We start from the raw sequence: 12,234 nt of genomic DNA on the forward strand, positions 1-12,234 counted from the left end.
CGGCGAAAAACCCCTTGCGGGTTCAGCGTGGCAGGAAGGCCTGGTGAAGAATTTCGCCTGTCCTGTCGTCGATCTCGATCAGCACGTTCATGCCACGAGACTCGTGGTTGGACATGACCTGCCAGCGAGGTTTCTCGAACCACGGGCGGCGCTTGCGAACGCTGACCGGATCGAGAAATGCCCAGCCGCGCTCGGTGGCAATCCGGCGAGCGATGGCCAGCGCTTCGTCGCTCGTCACGGCTGGCTCTCCACGAAGTCGACGACGTACACGATGCCGGCGACCGTGATGGTCATCACCGTCGCGCCGACGGCCACCTCGGTCAGCACGGCGCGCAGCGTCACATAGCCGTTGGCGATCGGAAATCGCAGCCCGGCCGGCAAGCCCTTGATGCCGTTCACGCGCAACTGGGCGTAGCTCTCGGCCATCGCTTCTTCAAGGTAGCGCAGGAAGGACGAGCGCTGGTACCCGGCCATGCCGAGGTCGGCGCGCAACTCGCGCAGCGGCATCAACTTCGGCGACAGCAGCGAATGCACCTTTTCGTGATGGAGCACCAGCGCCCGGTCGGTTGCCGAACCGGCCGTCGAGTAGGTGATGTCGCCGAATTTGGTGGTCCACCCTTCGCCCGCCGCCAGCGAGGCGTCACCCTTCACCTGCGGCCGGTAGCGGCCCCTGTTCAGCTTGACGCCACCGCGCGTCAGCAGCGCGAGCACCGCATCGACGCCGATGATGGTGACGGCCCGCGCGAGGTGCGAGCCGGCCAGCGTCAGGTCGTTGTCCGATTGCGCATTCAATGCCAGCTTCGCGAACGACACCAGGTGCTCGACCGCTTCGACCGCCTCGCGCCCGAGGAAGATGAAGCCGGTCGCCAGCAGCAGCACGTCGACGACTTCGCCGACGCCGAAGGCATGCGAGCCCGCCCAGACCACGAGCACCCCGGCCAGCATGGCCAGCGTGCCGGGCGTCAGCAGTGCACTCAGGTGGCCCCCCACTTCGGTCGGCAGCGAGCGGATCGCGCGCTGGATGGCCTCGGCGATGCGACCTGTGGCATCCAGCCCCTTCGAACCGCCGGCATCGAGCGGCCTCGGCGCCGGCATGCGCGTGAGGGTGGTGGTGCCGCTGTCGGGCACCTCGCCGCTGGTCACGCACTGAGGTCCTGGGATGCGGTAGCCGGGCATGGGGTGCTCCTGGTGGGGTTCAGCCTTCCTTGCGCAGCGACGGGAACAGGATCACGTCGCGAATGCTCGGGCTGTCGGTGATCAGCATCATCAGCCGGTCGATGCCGATGCCGCAGCCGCCGGTCGGGGGCATGCCGTATTCGAGCGCGCGGATGAAATCGGCGTCGTAGAACATCGCCTCCTCGTCGCCGGCCTCCTTGTTGGCCGCCTGCGCGTGGAAGCGCGCCGCCTGGTCCTCGGCATCGTTCAGCTCCGAGAAGCCGTTCGCGTACTCGCGGCCGGTCATGAAGAGCTCGAAGCGCTCGGCGACGCCGGGGTTGGCATCCGAGGCGCGGGCCAGCGGCGACACCTCGACCGGGTAGTCGATGATGAAGGTCGGGTGCCACAGCTTCTCTTCGACCGCAGCCTCGAACAGGCCGAACTGCAGCTCCGGCAGCTTCCAGTGCGCCGGCGCTTCGTCGCCGAGCGCCTTCAGCTTCGCGCGCAGCACCTCGGCATCGCCCGCCTCGGCCTCGCTCAGCCCGGCATGCACCACCAGCGAATCGCGCACCGTCAGCCGCGTGAACGGCTTGTCGAGATCGACCGGCTTGCCGGCGTAGCTGAGGCTGGCCGAGCCGGTCGCCTGGCGCGCGGCGTGGCGCAGCACCTGCTCGGTGAAGTCCATCACGTCATGGTGGTTCCACCAAGCCGCATAGAACTCCATCATCGTGAACTCGGGGTTGTGGCGCACCGAGATGCCTTCGTTGCGGAAGTTGCGGTTCACCTCGAACACCCGCTCGAAGCCGCCGACCACCAGCCGCTTCAGGTACAGCTCGGGCGCGATGCGCAGGAACATCTCCTGGTCGAGCGCGTTGTGGTGCGTGACGAAGGGCTTGGCGTTCGCGCCGCCCGGGATCGGGTGCAGCATCGGCGTCTCGACCTCCATGAAGCCGTGCTCGAGCATGAAGTGCCGGATCGAGCCGAGCGCCTTGCTGCGCGCGACGAAGCGCTTGCGCGCCTCTTCATCGGTGATCAGGTCGACGTAGCGCTGGCGGTACTTCTGCTCCTGGTCGGCCATGCCGTGGAACTTGTCCGGCAGCGGGCGCAGGCTCTTGGTCAGCAGGCGCAGCGTGGTCACGCGCACCGACAGCTCGCCGGTCTTGGTGCGGAACAGCGTGCCCTCGGCGCCGAGGATGTCGCCCAGGTCCCAGTGCTTGAACGCGGCGTAGACCTCGTCGCCCAGCGCGTCCTTCGTGACGAACAGCTGCAGCCGGCCGGTCGAATCCTGCAGCGTCGCGAAGCTGGCCTTGCCCATCATCCGCTTGAGCATCATCCGCCCGCCCAGGCTGACGACGATGCCCTGCGGCTCCAGCTCCTCGTTCGGCAGTTCGCCATACTTGCGGACCAGGTCGAGCGCATGGTGCTTCGGCTTGAAGTCGTTCGGGAACGCGACGCCCTGCTGGCGGATCGCGGACAGCTTCTCGCGGCGTTCGGCGATCAGCTTGTTTTCGTCGTCGGGCGGCTGGGGCGGGGTGGTCTGGGTCATTGTGGGGGCTCTGGAAATGCGCCGCAATTTTAGGCGGACGGCCCGGGATTCCCCGGCCGGGGCGCCCCTGGCCGAATAAAATCGCCCGTTTGCCCCGCCGGGCACCTGACTTCGAGACCCCATGCCGACACCCTCCATCATCCGTGACCGCAAGCTGCGCCTGGCGCTGGTGGGCTGCGGGCGCATCGCCCAGAACCACTTCGCCGCGCTGAAGCAGCATGCCGACCGCGCCGAATGGGTGGCGGTCTGCGACAACCAGCCCGAGCTGCTGGCCAAGGCGGTCGCGCTGACCGGCGCCCAGGGCTTCGCGTCGCTCGACGCGCTGCTGGCGGGCAGCGATGCCGACCTGGTCGTGCTGGCCACGCCCAGCGGCCTGCACCCGCGCCAGGCGATCAAGGTCGCGCAGGCCGGCCGCCACGTGCTCAGCGAGAAGCCGATGGCCACCAAGTGGGACGAGGGCGTCGCGATGGTGCGGGCCTGCCGGGATGCCGGCGTCAAGCTGTTCGTCGTCAAGCAGAACCGGCTCAACGCGACGCTGCAGCTGGTCAAGCGCGCGGTCGATCAGGGCCGCTTCGGCAAGCTGGCGATGGTGGCCGTCAACGTGTTCTGGACCCGGCCGCAGGCTTACTACGATGCGGCGCCGTGGCGCGGCCGCTGGGACATGGACGGCGGCGCCTTCATGAACCAGGCCAGCCACTACGTCGACATGGTCGACTGGCTGGTCGGCCCGGTCGACAACGTGCACGCCTACACCGCGACGCTGTCGCGCAACATCGAGGCCGAAGACACCGGCGTGATGAGCCTGCGGCTGCGCAACGGCGCGCTGGCGTCGATCAACGTGACGATGCTGACGCACAACAAGAACTTCGAAGGAAGCATCACGCTGCTCGGCGAGCGCGGCACGGTGCGGGTCGGCGGTGTCGCCGTCAACAAGATCGAGCACTGGGAATTCGACACGCCGCACGAGGACGACGCCAAGGTGGCCGACGCCAGCTACGGCATCACCTCGGTCTACGGCCCCGGCCACCCGCTGTACTACGACAACGTGATCAACACGCTGCGCGGCGAGGCGCATGCCGAGGTCGACGGCTACGAGGGCCTGCGCTCGCTCGAGGTGCTGATCGCCGGCTACCGCTCGGCGCGCGACGGCGTGCGGGTCGGCTTGCCGCTGGTGTTTTGATGATTCACTCCTCCGCCATCGTCGACGAGGGCGCCCAGCTCGGTGCCGGCACCCGCGTCTGGCACTTCGCCCATGTGTGCGCCGGCGCCCGCATCGGCGACGGCTGCTCGCTGGGCCAGGGCGTCTACGTCGGCAACGACGTGCGCATCGGCCACAACGTCAAGATCCAGAACAACGTGTCGGTCTACGACGCGGTGACGCTCGAAGACGACGTGTTCTGCGGCCCGAGCATGGTCTTCACCAACGTCTACAACCCGCGCTCGGCGGTCACGCGCAAGAACGAATACCGCCGCACGCTGGTGCGCCAGGGCGCGACGCTGGGTGCCAACTGCACCATCGTCTGCGGGCACACGGTGGGCCGCTATGCGTTCATCGGCGCCGGGGCGGTGGTTCACCGCGACGTGCCGGATTTCGCGCTGATGGTCGGCGTGCCGGCGCGCCAGGCCGGCTGGATGAGCCGGCACGGCGAGCGGCTCGCCCTGCCGTTGAGCGGCGACGGCGAAGCCGCCTGCCCCGCCACCGGCGAGCGCTACGTGCTGCGCAACGGCGTGTGCCAACCTGCAGAGGAAGTCCAGGCATGAGCAACCCCAAGCTCGATTTCGTCGACCTGAAGACGCAGTACGCCGCGCTGAAGGGTCCGATCGCCGAGCGCATGCAGCGCGTGCTCGACCACGGCCAGTACATCATGGGGCCCGAGGTCGCCGAGCTCGAGGAGCGGCTCGCCGCGTACACCGGCGCGCGCCACTGCATCACCGTGGCCAGTGGCACCGAAGCGCTGCTGATCGCGCTGATGGCGCTCGACCTGAAGCCGGGCGACGAGGTCGTCACGACGGCGTTCACCTTCGCGGCCACCGCCGAGATGATCGTGCTGCTCGGCGGCGTGCCGGTGTTTGTCGACATCGAGCCCGACACCTGCAACATCGACGTCTCGCAGCTCGAGGCGAAGATCACGCCGCGCACCCGCGCGATCATGCCGGTGAGCCTGTACGGTCAGGCGGCCGACATGGACGAGATCAACGCGATCGCGCAGCGCCACGGCCTGCCGGTGATCGAGGACGCGGCGCAGAGCTTCGGGGCCGACTACGCAGGCCCCGATGGCAAGTCGCGCAAGAGCTGCAACCTGAGCACCTTCGGCTGCACCAGCTTTTTCCCGAGCAAGCCGCTCGGCTGCTACGGCGACGGCGGCGCGATCTTCACCAGCGACGACCGCCTCGCGCAGGCCTGCCGCGAGATCCGCGTGCACGGCCAGAGCGCGCGCTACACGCACACCCGCGTCGGCGTCGGCGGCCGCATGGACACGCTGCAGTGCGCGATCGTGCTGGCCAAGCTCGAGCGCTTCGACTGGGAGATCGAGCGGCGCCTCGCGATCGGCGCGCGCTACAACGAGCTGTTGGCCGGCCGGCTGCCGGTGGTCGCGCAGCGGCCCGGCCGCACCAGCGTCTTCGCGCAGTACACCGTGTTCGTCGACGACCGCCCGGCCGTGCAGGCATCCCTCATCGCGCAAGGCATCCCGACCGCCGTGCACTATCCGCGCCCGGTGCACCGCCAGCCGGCCTATGCGGCCCATGCGCCGGCCGGCGGCTGCCCGCAGGCCGACCAGGTCGCCGAGCGCTGCCTCAGCCTGCCGATGAGCGCCGACCTCAGCGCCGCCGACCAGGACCGCGTGATCGGCGCGTTGGCCGTCGCTGCGCGCCGCTGACGGCATGGCCGACGCGCCGCTGCCTTCGCCGACGCGCGGCCTGCTGCGGGCGAGCCTGACGCTGGCCGCCGGCGGCGCGCTGGCGCAGGCCTTGCCGCTGCTGCTCGGGCCGTTGCTGACGCGGCTGTTCGCGCCGGCCGAGTTCGGCCACTACCACCTGTTCGCCGCGGTCGCCGCCAACCTCGGCGTCGTCGCCTGTGGCCGCTATGAATTTGCGCTGCCGATGGCGGCCGACGACGGCGAGGCCGATGCGCTGCGCCGGGTCGCGCTGCGCCTGCTGGCCGGCACGACCGCACTCGCTGCGCTGGGCGCCGTCGGCTGGGTGCTGGCCGGCGCCGGCGCCTGGGTCGCGTGGCTGCCGCTGGCGGTGGCGGCGGCCGGCGCGGTGTCGCTGGCGACGCTGTGGGCCACGCGGGCGCAGCGTTTTCGCGCGCTGGCCGCGGCCCGCGTGCTGCAGTACGGCGGCGCCGCGGCGGCGCAAGTGCTGGCCGGGCTGGCCGGGGCCGGGCTGACCGGCCTGATCGTCGCGCCGATCGCCGCCGCCGCCGTGGCCACCGCGGTGCTGCGCCTGCCGTGGCGTGGCGCGCTGCCGCAGGCACCGGCGCTGGCCGAGGTGGCGCGCCGGCACCGGGCCTTTCCGCTGCTGAACACGCCGCATGCGTTTGCCGGCGCGCTGCAGGACACGCTGAGCCTGGTGCTGATCGCCGCCGTCCTCGGCCCGGCCGAAGCCGGCTTCTGGGGCCTGGCGCTGCGCTACCTGAAGGCACCGGCCACGCTGGTCGGCAGCGCGGTGTCGCAGGCGCTGTACCCGAAGCTCGCCGCGGCCGGCGCCACGCCCGAAGCCCGCCACGCGGTGCGCCGCGTGATGGGCCTGCTGGCGCTGCTGGCCGCGCCGCTGGTGCTGCTGCTGTGGCTCGCCGGTCCGTGGGCCTTCGAGGCCGCGTTCGGCCCGGCCTGGCGCGAGGCCGGCGTGCTGGCCCGCGCGCTTGCGCTCTACGTCGGCCTGCATTTCGTCGCCAGCCCGCTGGCGGTGGTGACGATGGCGTGGCGGGCCCAGGCCTGGGCGCTGAAGCTCGCGCTGGTGGGGCAGGTGGCCTTCGTCGCCGCACTGGCCGCCGGGCTGGCGCTGGGCGATCTGGCCGGCGCCGGCTGGGCGGTGTCGGCGGCGATGGCCGGCTACTTCGGCATTTATTTCTGGTGCCTGGCGCGCTGGCCGATGCCGGCCGGCGCGGACGCCATGGTGCCGGCCAACCCTTCGGCGACACGATGAAGAACCTGCTGCGAGCAACCCTGAACCGCTGGCGCCGCCGCGTGGCCCGGCTGCTGATGTACCGCATCGTGTTCGGCGAGCGCTCGGGCGGCCGGCTGCTGGCGAACACCCGGCTCTCGCCGGCCAGCTGCATCGAGCACGAAGAGCGGTTGGTGCTGGGCGACCACGTCTACATCGGGCCGTTCAACTTCATCGAGGCCAGCGGCGGCATCACGCTGGGCGACGGCGTGCAGGTGACCAGCCACTGCAGCCTGGTGACGCATGCATCGCACCGCTCGCAGCGCCTGCTCGGCGACGGCTACACCAACTGGCCGGCCGCGCAGCCGCGGCCGGGCTGGATCGCCGGGCCGATCGAGATCGGTGCCTATTCGTTCATCGGCCCGCACAGCCTGATCGAAGCCAACACGCGGCTGGGCCGCGGCACGCTGGTGTGCGCCGGCAGCTTCGTGCGCGGCGAGTACCCGGACTTCGCGGTGCTCGAAGGCCGGCCGGCGCGCGTCGTCGGCGATACGCGGCGTGCCGACGCGCGCCTGCTGGACCGCTACCCGTCGCTGCGGCCGCTGTACGAGGCCTGGGCCGGCGAGGTCCCGCCGCGATGACGCTGAAGCTGGTGTTGATCGGCGACGGCCAGAGCCCGCACCTGCTGAAGTGGGCGCGCGCGCTGCACGGCCGGGTCGAGCTGTGGGCGGTGTCGAGCCGCGGTTTCGATGCCGGCTTCGATGCCGTGCTGCCGACCGCGCGGCGGCTGGCGCTGGACACGCGGCCGAACTTCGCCGGCGGCAACATCGGCCTGCTGCGCCAGCTGCCGCGGGTGGTCCGCTGGCTGCGCGCGATCGGGCCGGACTGGCTGGCGCCGCATTACCTCAGCTCGCACGGCACGCTGGCGTGGCTGGCGCTGCGGCTGGGCGGCGTGCGGGCGCGCATCGCCGGCTCGGCCTGGGGCTCGGACATCCTGGTCGCGCCGGTGCGCAGTGCGCCGATGCGCTGGCTGACGCGACGCGTGCTGGCCGCCTGCAGCCTCACCACCAGCGACTCGGCCCACATGGCCGAGCGCATGCGCGCGCTCGGCGCCGGCGAGGTGATGGTGTTTCCGTTCGGGCTCGAGGCGATGCCGCCGGTCGCGGCGACCAAGGAGCCGGAGCTGTTCTTCGCGAACCGCGGGCTGGAAGCGATCTATGCGCCGGAGCGCGTGCTCGATGTGTTCGCGGCGCTCGCCGCCGACCGGCCCGCGGCGCGCCTGGTCGTCGCCAACGACGGTTCGCTGCGCGCTGCGCTGGAGGCGCGCGCGGCCCGGCCCGACCTCGCCGGGCGCGTGCAGTTCGTCGGCCGGCTCGACGCGGCGACGCAAGCGCAGTGGTACGGCCGCGCGCGCTGGTACCTCAGCCTGCCGCTCAGCGATTCGGTGTCGGTTTCGGTGCTGGAGGCGATGGCCCACGGCTGCGTCCCGCTGCTGTCGGACCTGCCGGCGAACCGCGAGCTGGTGCAGGATGGTCGCAACGGCATCGTGCTGGCCGATGGCGAGATGCCCACATCGCAGCGCCTGCAGCCGCTCGCCGAGCGTGCCGACGAGGTGGCGGCCGGCCTGCGCGCCTGGATCGCCGCGCATGCGATGTTCGACGACAGCGTCGCGGCCTACGTGCGCCGGCTGGAGGCGCTGTCTGCGCCCGGCACTCGCGGAGACCCGGCGCAATGAACATCCTGTACCTGAACCACTACGCCGGCACGCCGGCGCTGGGCATGGAGTACCGGCCGTACTACCTGGCACGCGAGTGGGTGCGGGCCGGCCACCGCGTGCGCATCGTGGCCGCGACCGTCTCGCACGTGCGCTCGCGCCAGCCGGCACCGGGCCGCGAGCAGGTCGACGGCATCGACTACGACTGGATCGCCGCGCCGCGCTACCAGGGCAACGGGCTCGGCCGGGTGCGCAACATCGCCGTCTTCCTGGCGCGGGTCTGGCACCGCAGCGCGGCGCTGGTCGACGAGTTCCGGCCCGACGTCGTGATCGCGTCGAGCACCTACCCGATGGACATCTGGGTGGCGCGGCGCATCGCGCGGCGGGCCGGCGCGACGCTGGTGTTCGAGGTGCACGACCTGTGGCCGCTGTCGCCGATCGAGCTGTCGGGCATGTCGCCGCGGCATCCGTTCGCGCTGCTGTGCCAGAAGGCCGAGGACGATGCGTACCGCATGGCCGACCGCGTCGTCTCGATGCTGCCGAAGGTGGCGCAGCACATGGCCGCGCACGGGCTCGACCTGCGCAAGCTGCACATCGTGCCGAACGGCATCTCGCCGGACGACTGGGCCGGCGAGCCGGTGCCGCTGGAGGCAGCACTCGCCGCCCACATCGCGGCGCAGAAGGCGCAGGGCCGTGCGGTGGTCGGCTATGCCGGCTCGCACGGCCTGCCGAACGCGCTCGACGTGCTGCTCGAAGCCGCGGCGCTGATGCGCGACGAGCCGGTGGCCTTCGTGCTGGTCGGCGACGGCATGGAGAAGGCCCGGCTGGCGCAGCGCGTGGCGGCCGAGGGCCTGCACAACGTCGCGCTGTTCGCACCGATCCCGAAGACGCAGATCCCGGCGCTGCTGCGCGAGGTCGACATCGCCTACATCGGCTGGCAGCGCACGCCGATCTACCGCTTCGGCATCGCGCCGAACAAGCTGATGGACTACATGATGGCCCGCTGCGCGGTGCTGCATTCGGTGGAGGCCGGCAACGACCCGGTGGCCGAGGCCGGCTGCGGCGTGACGGTGGCGCCGGAGGATGCGCCGCAGGTGGTACGCGGCCTGCACGAGTTGATGGCGGTCGGGCCCGAGGCGCGCCGCGCGATGGGCGAGCGCGGCCGCGCCTTCGTGCTGGCGCATCACAGCTACCCGGTGCTGGCGCGCCGCTTCGTCGACGCCATGCAGGAGGGCCGCGACGCATGAGCCGAGAACCGGATCGGGTCGCCGAACGCTATGCGCGCCGCCAGGTCGGCGACCGCTACAGCATGCTGCGCCCCGAGGTGTGGCAGACGGTGCACGAGCGGCAGCGCGCGATGCTGACGCTGTTCGCGCGGCACGGCGTGCGCGAGCTGCCGGCGCTGCGCCTGCTGGAGGTCGGCTGCGGGCAGGGCGGCAACCTGCTGGAGCTGCTGCGGCTGGGCTTCCGGCCGGAGCACCTGAGCGGCATCGAGCTGCTGCCCGATCGCGTCGCCGAGGCGCGCCGCTGCCTGCCGGCGGCGCTGGCGCTGCACGAGGGCGACGCGCTGCAGGCGCCGATCGCCGAGGCGTCGCAAGACCTGGTGTTCGTCGCCACCGTGTTCTCGTCGCTGCTCGACGATGCGTTCCAGCAGCGGCTGGCGGAGGCGATGTGGCGCTGGGTGAAGCCGGGCGGCGCGGTGCTGTGGTACGACTTCACCGTCGACAACCCGCGCAATCCGGACGTGCGCGGCGTGCCGCTGGCGCGCGTGCGCGCCTTGTTCCCGCAGGGGCGCATCGACCGGCTGCGCGTCACGCTGGCGCCGCCGATCGCGCGCGCGGTCGCGCCGCTGCACCCTGCGCTCTACACTCTCTTCAACACCTTGCCGGCGTTGCGCACCCACGTGCTCGCCTGGATTGCCAAGCCCTGACCATGTCTGCCAACCTGCCCTTCCTCCCCTTCGCCTTGCCCGAGATCGGCGACGAAGAAATCGCCGAAGTCGTCGACACGCTGAAATCCGGCTGGGTCACGACCGGCCCGAAGACCAAGCGCTTCGAGGAAGACTTCACCGCCTTCCTCGGCGACCCGGGCCTGCACTCGATGGCCGTCAACTCGGCCACCGCCGGCCTGCACCTGGCGCTCGAGGCGCTGGGCATCGGCCCGGGCGACGAGGTCATCACGACCACGCACACCTTCACCGCCACCGCCGAGGTGGTGCGCTACCTCGGCGCCGACGTGGTGCTGGTCGACATCGATCCGGCCACGCTGTGCATCGACGTCGCCGCGGTCGAGGCCGCGATCACGCCGCGCACCAAGGCGATCCTGCCGGTGCACTACGCCGGGCTCGCGGCCGACATGCAGTCGCTGCTGGCGCTGGCGAAGCGGCACGGACTGAAGGTGGTCGAGGATGCGGCGCACGCGCTGCCGACGACGGTCGGCGGCCGGCTGGTCGGCACGCTCGATTCCGACGTCACGGTATTCAGCTTCTACGCCAACAAGACCATCACGACCGGCGAAGGCGGCATGGTCGTCACGCGCGACGCCGAGCTCGCGAAGCGCATCAAGGTGATGCGGCTGCACGGCATGAGCCGCGATGCGTTCGACCGCTTCACCGCGAAGGTGCCGAGCTGGTACTACGAGATCGTCGCGCCGGGGTTCAAGTACAACCTGACCGACATCGCGTCGGCGCTGGGCATTCATCAGCTGAAGCGGGCGCGTGCGTTCCAGCAGCGGCGCACGGAACTGGCGGCGCTCTACGACGAGGCGCTGGCCGGCTTGCCGGTGCTGCTGCCGCCGAAGCCGCCGGCCGGCGAGCAGCACGCGTGGCACCTGTACGTGCTGCGGCTGGCCGACGACGCCAAGGTGTCGCGCGACGTGCTGATCGAACGCCTGTTCGCCGCCGGCATCGGCTGCAGCGTGCACTACATCCCGCTGCACCTGCAGCCGTACTGGCGCGATCGCTACGACCTGAAACCGGCGCAGTTCCCGAAGTCGCAGTTGGCGTATGAGCAGATGCTGAGCCTGCCGCTGTACACGCGGATGACCGATGGCGACGTGAAGCGCGTCGCCGACGTGGTCCGCGCGACCGTGGCCTGAGCCGGCAGATGGGCAAGCGTGTCTTCGACCTGGTGTTGTCGGCCGCCGGGCTGATCGTGCTGTCTCCGTTCTTCCTGGCGATCGCTGCGTGGATCAAGCTGGATTCGCCTGGGCCGGTGTTCTTCCGGCAGGAACGTGTCGGGCGGCTGGGGAAGGGCTTTCTCATCCACAAGTTCCGCACGATGCGGCATGCGCCGCACGAGCACGGATCGCAGATCACGGTGGGCGCCGATGCGCGCATCACCCGGGTCGGGCACGTGCTGCGCCGCCACAAGCTGGACGAGCTGCCGCAGCTGATCGACGTGCTGGCCGGCACGATGAGCCTCGTCGGGCCGCGTCCCGAGGTGCCGCGCTATGTCGCGCTTTATCCGGCGGCGCTGCGCGAGAAGGTGCTCAGTGTCCGACCCGGCATCACCGACCCCGCCTCCATCGAGTTCCGCGACGAGAGCGACCTGCTCGCGCGCGCCGCGGATCCGGAGCGCACCTACATCGAGCAGGTCATGCCGGCGAAGTTGCGCAGCGCGGCCGAGTACGTCGACCGCATGTCCGTGCGGACCGATTTGCAGCTCATCGCGCGGACCGTGCGCCGCCTGTGGCTGGGTTGACCCGGCCTGCC

General features: G+C 71.1%; 13 protein-coding genes. 10 read left to right on the top strand and 3 right to left on the bottom strand.

From position 1 onward, the window contains the following. Nucleotides 1-22: 22 nt before the first annotated feature. The 3 genes from BUE42_RS00545 to lysS are packed head-to-tail and all read right to left on the bottom strand — an operon-like array spanning nt 23 to nt 2,701. Nucleotides 23-238, bottom strand: coding sequence for a hypothetical protein (locus BUE42_RS00545; protein ID WP_073462152.1), 216 nt, complete (start codon nt 236-238; stop codon nt 23-25). After that, entirely contained in the window at nt 235-1,176 is a 942-nt protein-coding gene (locus BUE42_RS00550; protein ID WP_143171226.1) for a hypothetical protein, read from the bottom strand. The genes BUE42_RS00545 and BUE42_RS00550 overlap by 4 nt, the downstream gene beginning before the upstream one ends. A gap of 19 nt (nt 1,177-1,195) precedes the next feature. Beyond that, nucleotides 1,196-2,701: a lysine--tRNA ligase gene (gene lysS, locus BUE42_RS00555; RefSeq protein WP_073462154.1), complete on the bottom strand. Its 1,506-nt coding sequence runs from the start codon at nt 2,699-2,701 to the stop codon at nt 1,196-1,198. Between the two features lie 121 nt (nt 2,702-2,822). Between lysS and BUE42_RS00560 the strand changes: the two genes are divergently transcribed. Genes BUE42_RS00560 through BUE42_RS00605 form a run of 10 tightly spaced genes read left to right on the top strand, consistent with a single transcriptional unit; the run spans nt 2,823 to nt 12,223 of the window. Further along, a complete protein-coding gene (locus BUE42_RS00560) occupies nt 2,823-3,881 on the top strand; it encodes a Gfo/Idh/MocA family protein (protein WP_073462155.1) in 1,059 nt (352 codons plus the stop codon). Then, nucleotides 3,878-4,462: an acyltransferase gene (locus BUE42_RS00565; protein WP_073462156.1), complete on the top strand. Its 585-nt coding sequence runs from the start codon at nt 3,878-3,880 to the stop codon at nt 4,460-4,462. The genes BUE42_RS00560 and BUE42_RS00565 overlap by 4 nt, the downstream gene beginning before the upstream one ends. Then, a complete protein-coding gene (locus BUE42_RS00570; protein WP_073462157.1) occupies nt 4,459-5,580 on the top strand; it encodes a DegT/DnrJ/EryC1/StrS family aminotransferase in 1,122 nt (373 codons plus the stop codon). Before BUE42_RS00565 ends, BUE42_RS00570 begins: the two co-directional genes overlap by 4 nt. A gap of 4 nt (nt 5,581-5,584) precedes the next feature. Then, nucleotides 5,585-6,850 carry a lipopolysaccharide biosynthesis protein gene (locus tag BUE42_RS00575; RefSeq protein ID WP_073462158.1) on the top strand — a complete coding sequence of 422 codons (1,266 nt, stop codon included), beginning with the start codon at nt 5,585-5,587 and terminating at the stop codon, nt 6,848-6,850. Then, nucleotides 6,847-7,449: an acyltransferase gene (locus BUE42_RS00580; protein WP_235002002.1), complete on the top strand. Its 603-nt coding sequence runs from the start codon at nt 6,847-6,849 to the stop codon at nt 7,447-7,449. Before BUE42_RS00575 ends, BUE42_RS00580 begins: the two co-directional genes overlap by 4 nt. Further along, complete coding sequence (locus BUE42_RS00585; RefSeq protein ID WP_073462159.1) at nt 7,446-8,543, top strand: glycosyltransferase; 1,098 nt, start codon at nt 7,446-7,448, stop codon at nt 8,541-8,543. The genes BUE42_RS00580 and BUE42_RS00585 overlap by 4 nt, the downstream gene beginning before the upstream one ends. Further along, entirely contained in the window at nt 8,540-9,769 is a 1,230-nt protein-coding gene (locus BUE42_RS00590) for a glycosyltransferase family 4 protein (RefSeq protein WP_073462160.1), read from the top strand. Before BUE42_RS00585 ends, BUE42_RS00590 begins: the two co-directional genes overlap by 4 nt. Then, a complete protein-coding gene (locus BUE42_RS00595) occupies nt 9,766-10,452 on the top strand; it encodes a class I SAM-dependent methyltransferase (protein ID WP_073462161.1) in 687 nt (228 codons plus the stop codon). Before BUE42_RS00590 ends, BUE42_RS00595 begins: the two co-directional genes overlap by 4 nt. Before the next feature lie 2 nt (nt 10,453-10,454). Beyond that, a complete protein-coding gene (locus BUE42_RS00600; protein ID WP_073462162.1) occupies nt 10,455-11,618 on the top strand; it encodes a DegT/DnrJ/EryC1/StrS family aminotransferase in 1,164 nt (387 codons plus the stop codon). A gap of 8 nt (nt 11,619-11,626) precedes the next feature. Continuing rightward, the gene (locus tag BUE42_RS00605; protein WP_073462163.1) at nt 11,627-12,223 is read left to right on the top strand and encodes a sugar transferase; all 597 of its coding nucleotides are present in this window, start codon (nt 11,627-11,629) and stop codon (nt 12,221-12,223) included. Nucleotides 12,224-12,234 lie beyond the last annotated feature (11 nt).

This window comes from Rhizobacter sp. OV335 (assembly GCF_900142965.1).
In the GTDB taxonomy this organism is placed as follows: Bacteria; Pseudomonadota; Gammaproteobacteria; order Burkholderiales; family Burkholderiaceae_C; genus Rhizobacter.

Bases quoted from the DNA above. Each gene is read 5' to 3' on its own strand.
- BUE42_RS00550 (WP_143171226.1), bottom strand. From the start codon at position 1,176: ATGCCCGGCTACCGCATCCCAGGACCTCAGTGCGTGACCAGCGGCGAG.
- lysS (WP_073462154.1), bottom strand. From the start codon at position 2,701: ATGACCCAGACCACCCCGCCCCAGCCGCCCGACGACGAAAACAAGCTG.
- BUE42_RS00560 (WP_073462155.1), top strand. From the start codon at position 2,823: ATGCCGACACCCTCCATCATCCGTGACCGCAAGCTGCGCCTGGCGCTG.
- BUE42_RS00570 (WP_073462157.1), top strand. From the start codon at position 4,459: ATGAGCAACCCCAAGCTCGATTTCGTCGACCTGAAGACGCAGTACGCC.
- BUE42_RS00575 (WP_073462158.1), top strand. From the start codon at position 5,585: ATGGCCGACGCGCCGCTGCCTTCGCCGACGCGCGGCCTGCTGCGGGCG.
- BUE42_RS00580 (WP_235002002.1), top strand. From the start codon at position 6,847: ATGAAGAACCTGCTGCGAGCAACCCTGAACCGCTGGCGCCGCCGCGTG.
- BUE42_RS00585 (WP_073462159.1), top strand. From the start codon at position 7,446: ATGACGCTGAAGCTGGTGTTGATCGGCGACGGCCAGAGCCCGCACCTG.
- BUE42_RS00590 (WP_073462160.1), top strand. From the start codon at position 8,540: ATGAACATCCTGTACCTGAACCACTACGCCGGCACGCCGGCGCTGGGC.
- BUE42_RS00595 (WP_073462161.1), top strand. From the start codon at position 9,766: ATGAGCCGAGAACCGGATCGGGTCGCCGAACGCTATGCGCGCCGCCAG.
- BUE42_RS00600 (WP_073462162.1), top strand. From the start codon at position 10,455: ATGTCTGCCAACCTGCCCTTCCTCCCCTTCGCCTTGCCCGAGATCGGC.
- BUE42_RS00605 (WP_073462163.1), top strand. From the start codon at position 11,627: ATGGGCAAGCGTGTCTTCGACCTGGTGTTGTCGGCCGCCGGGCTGATC.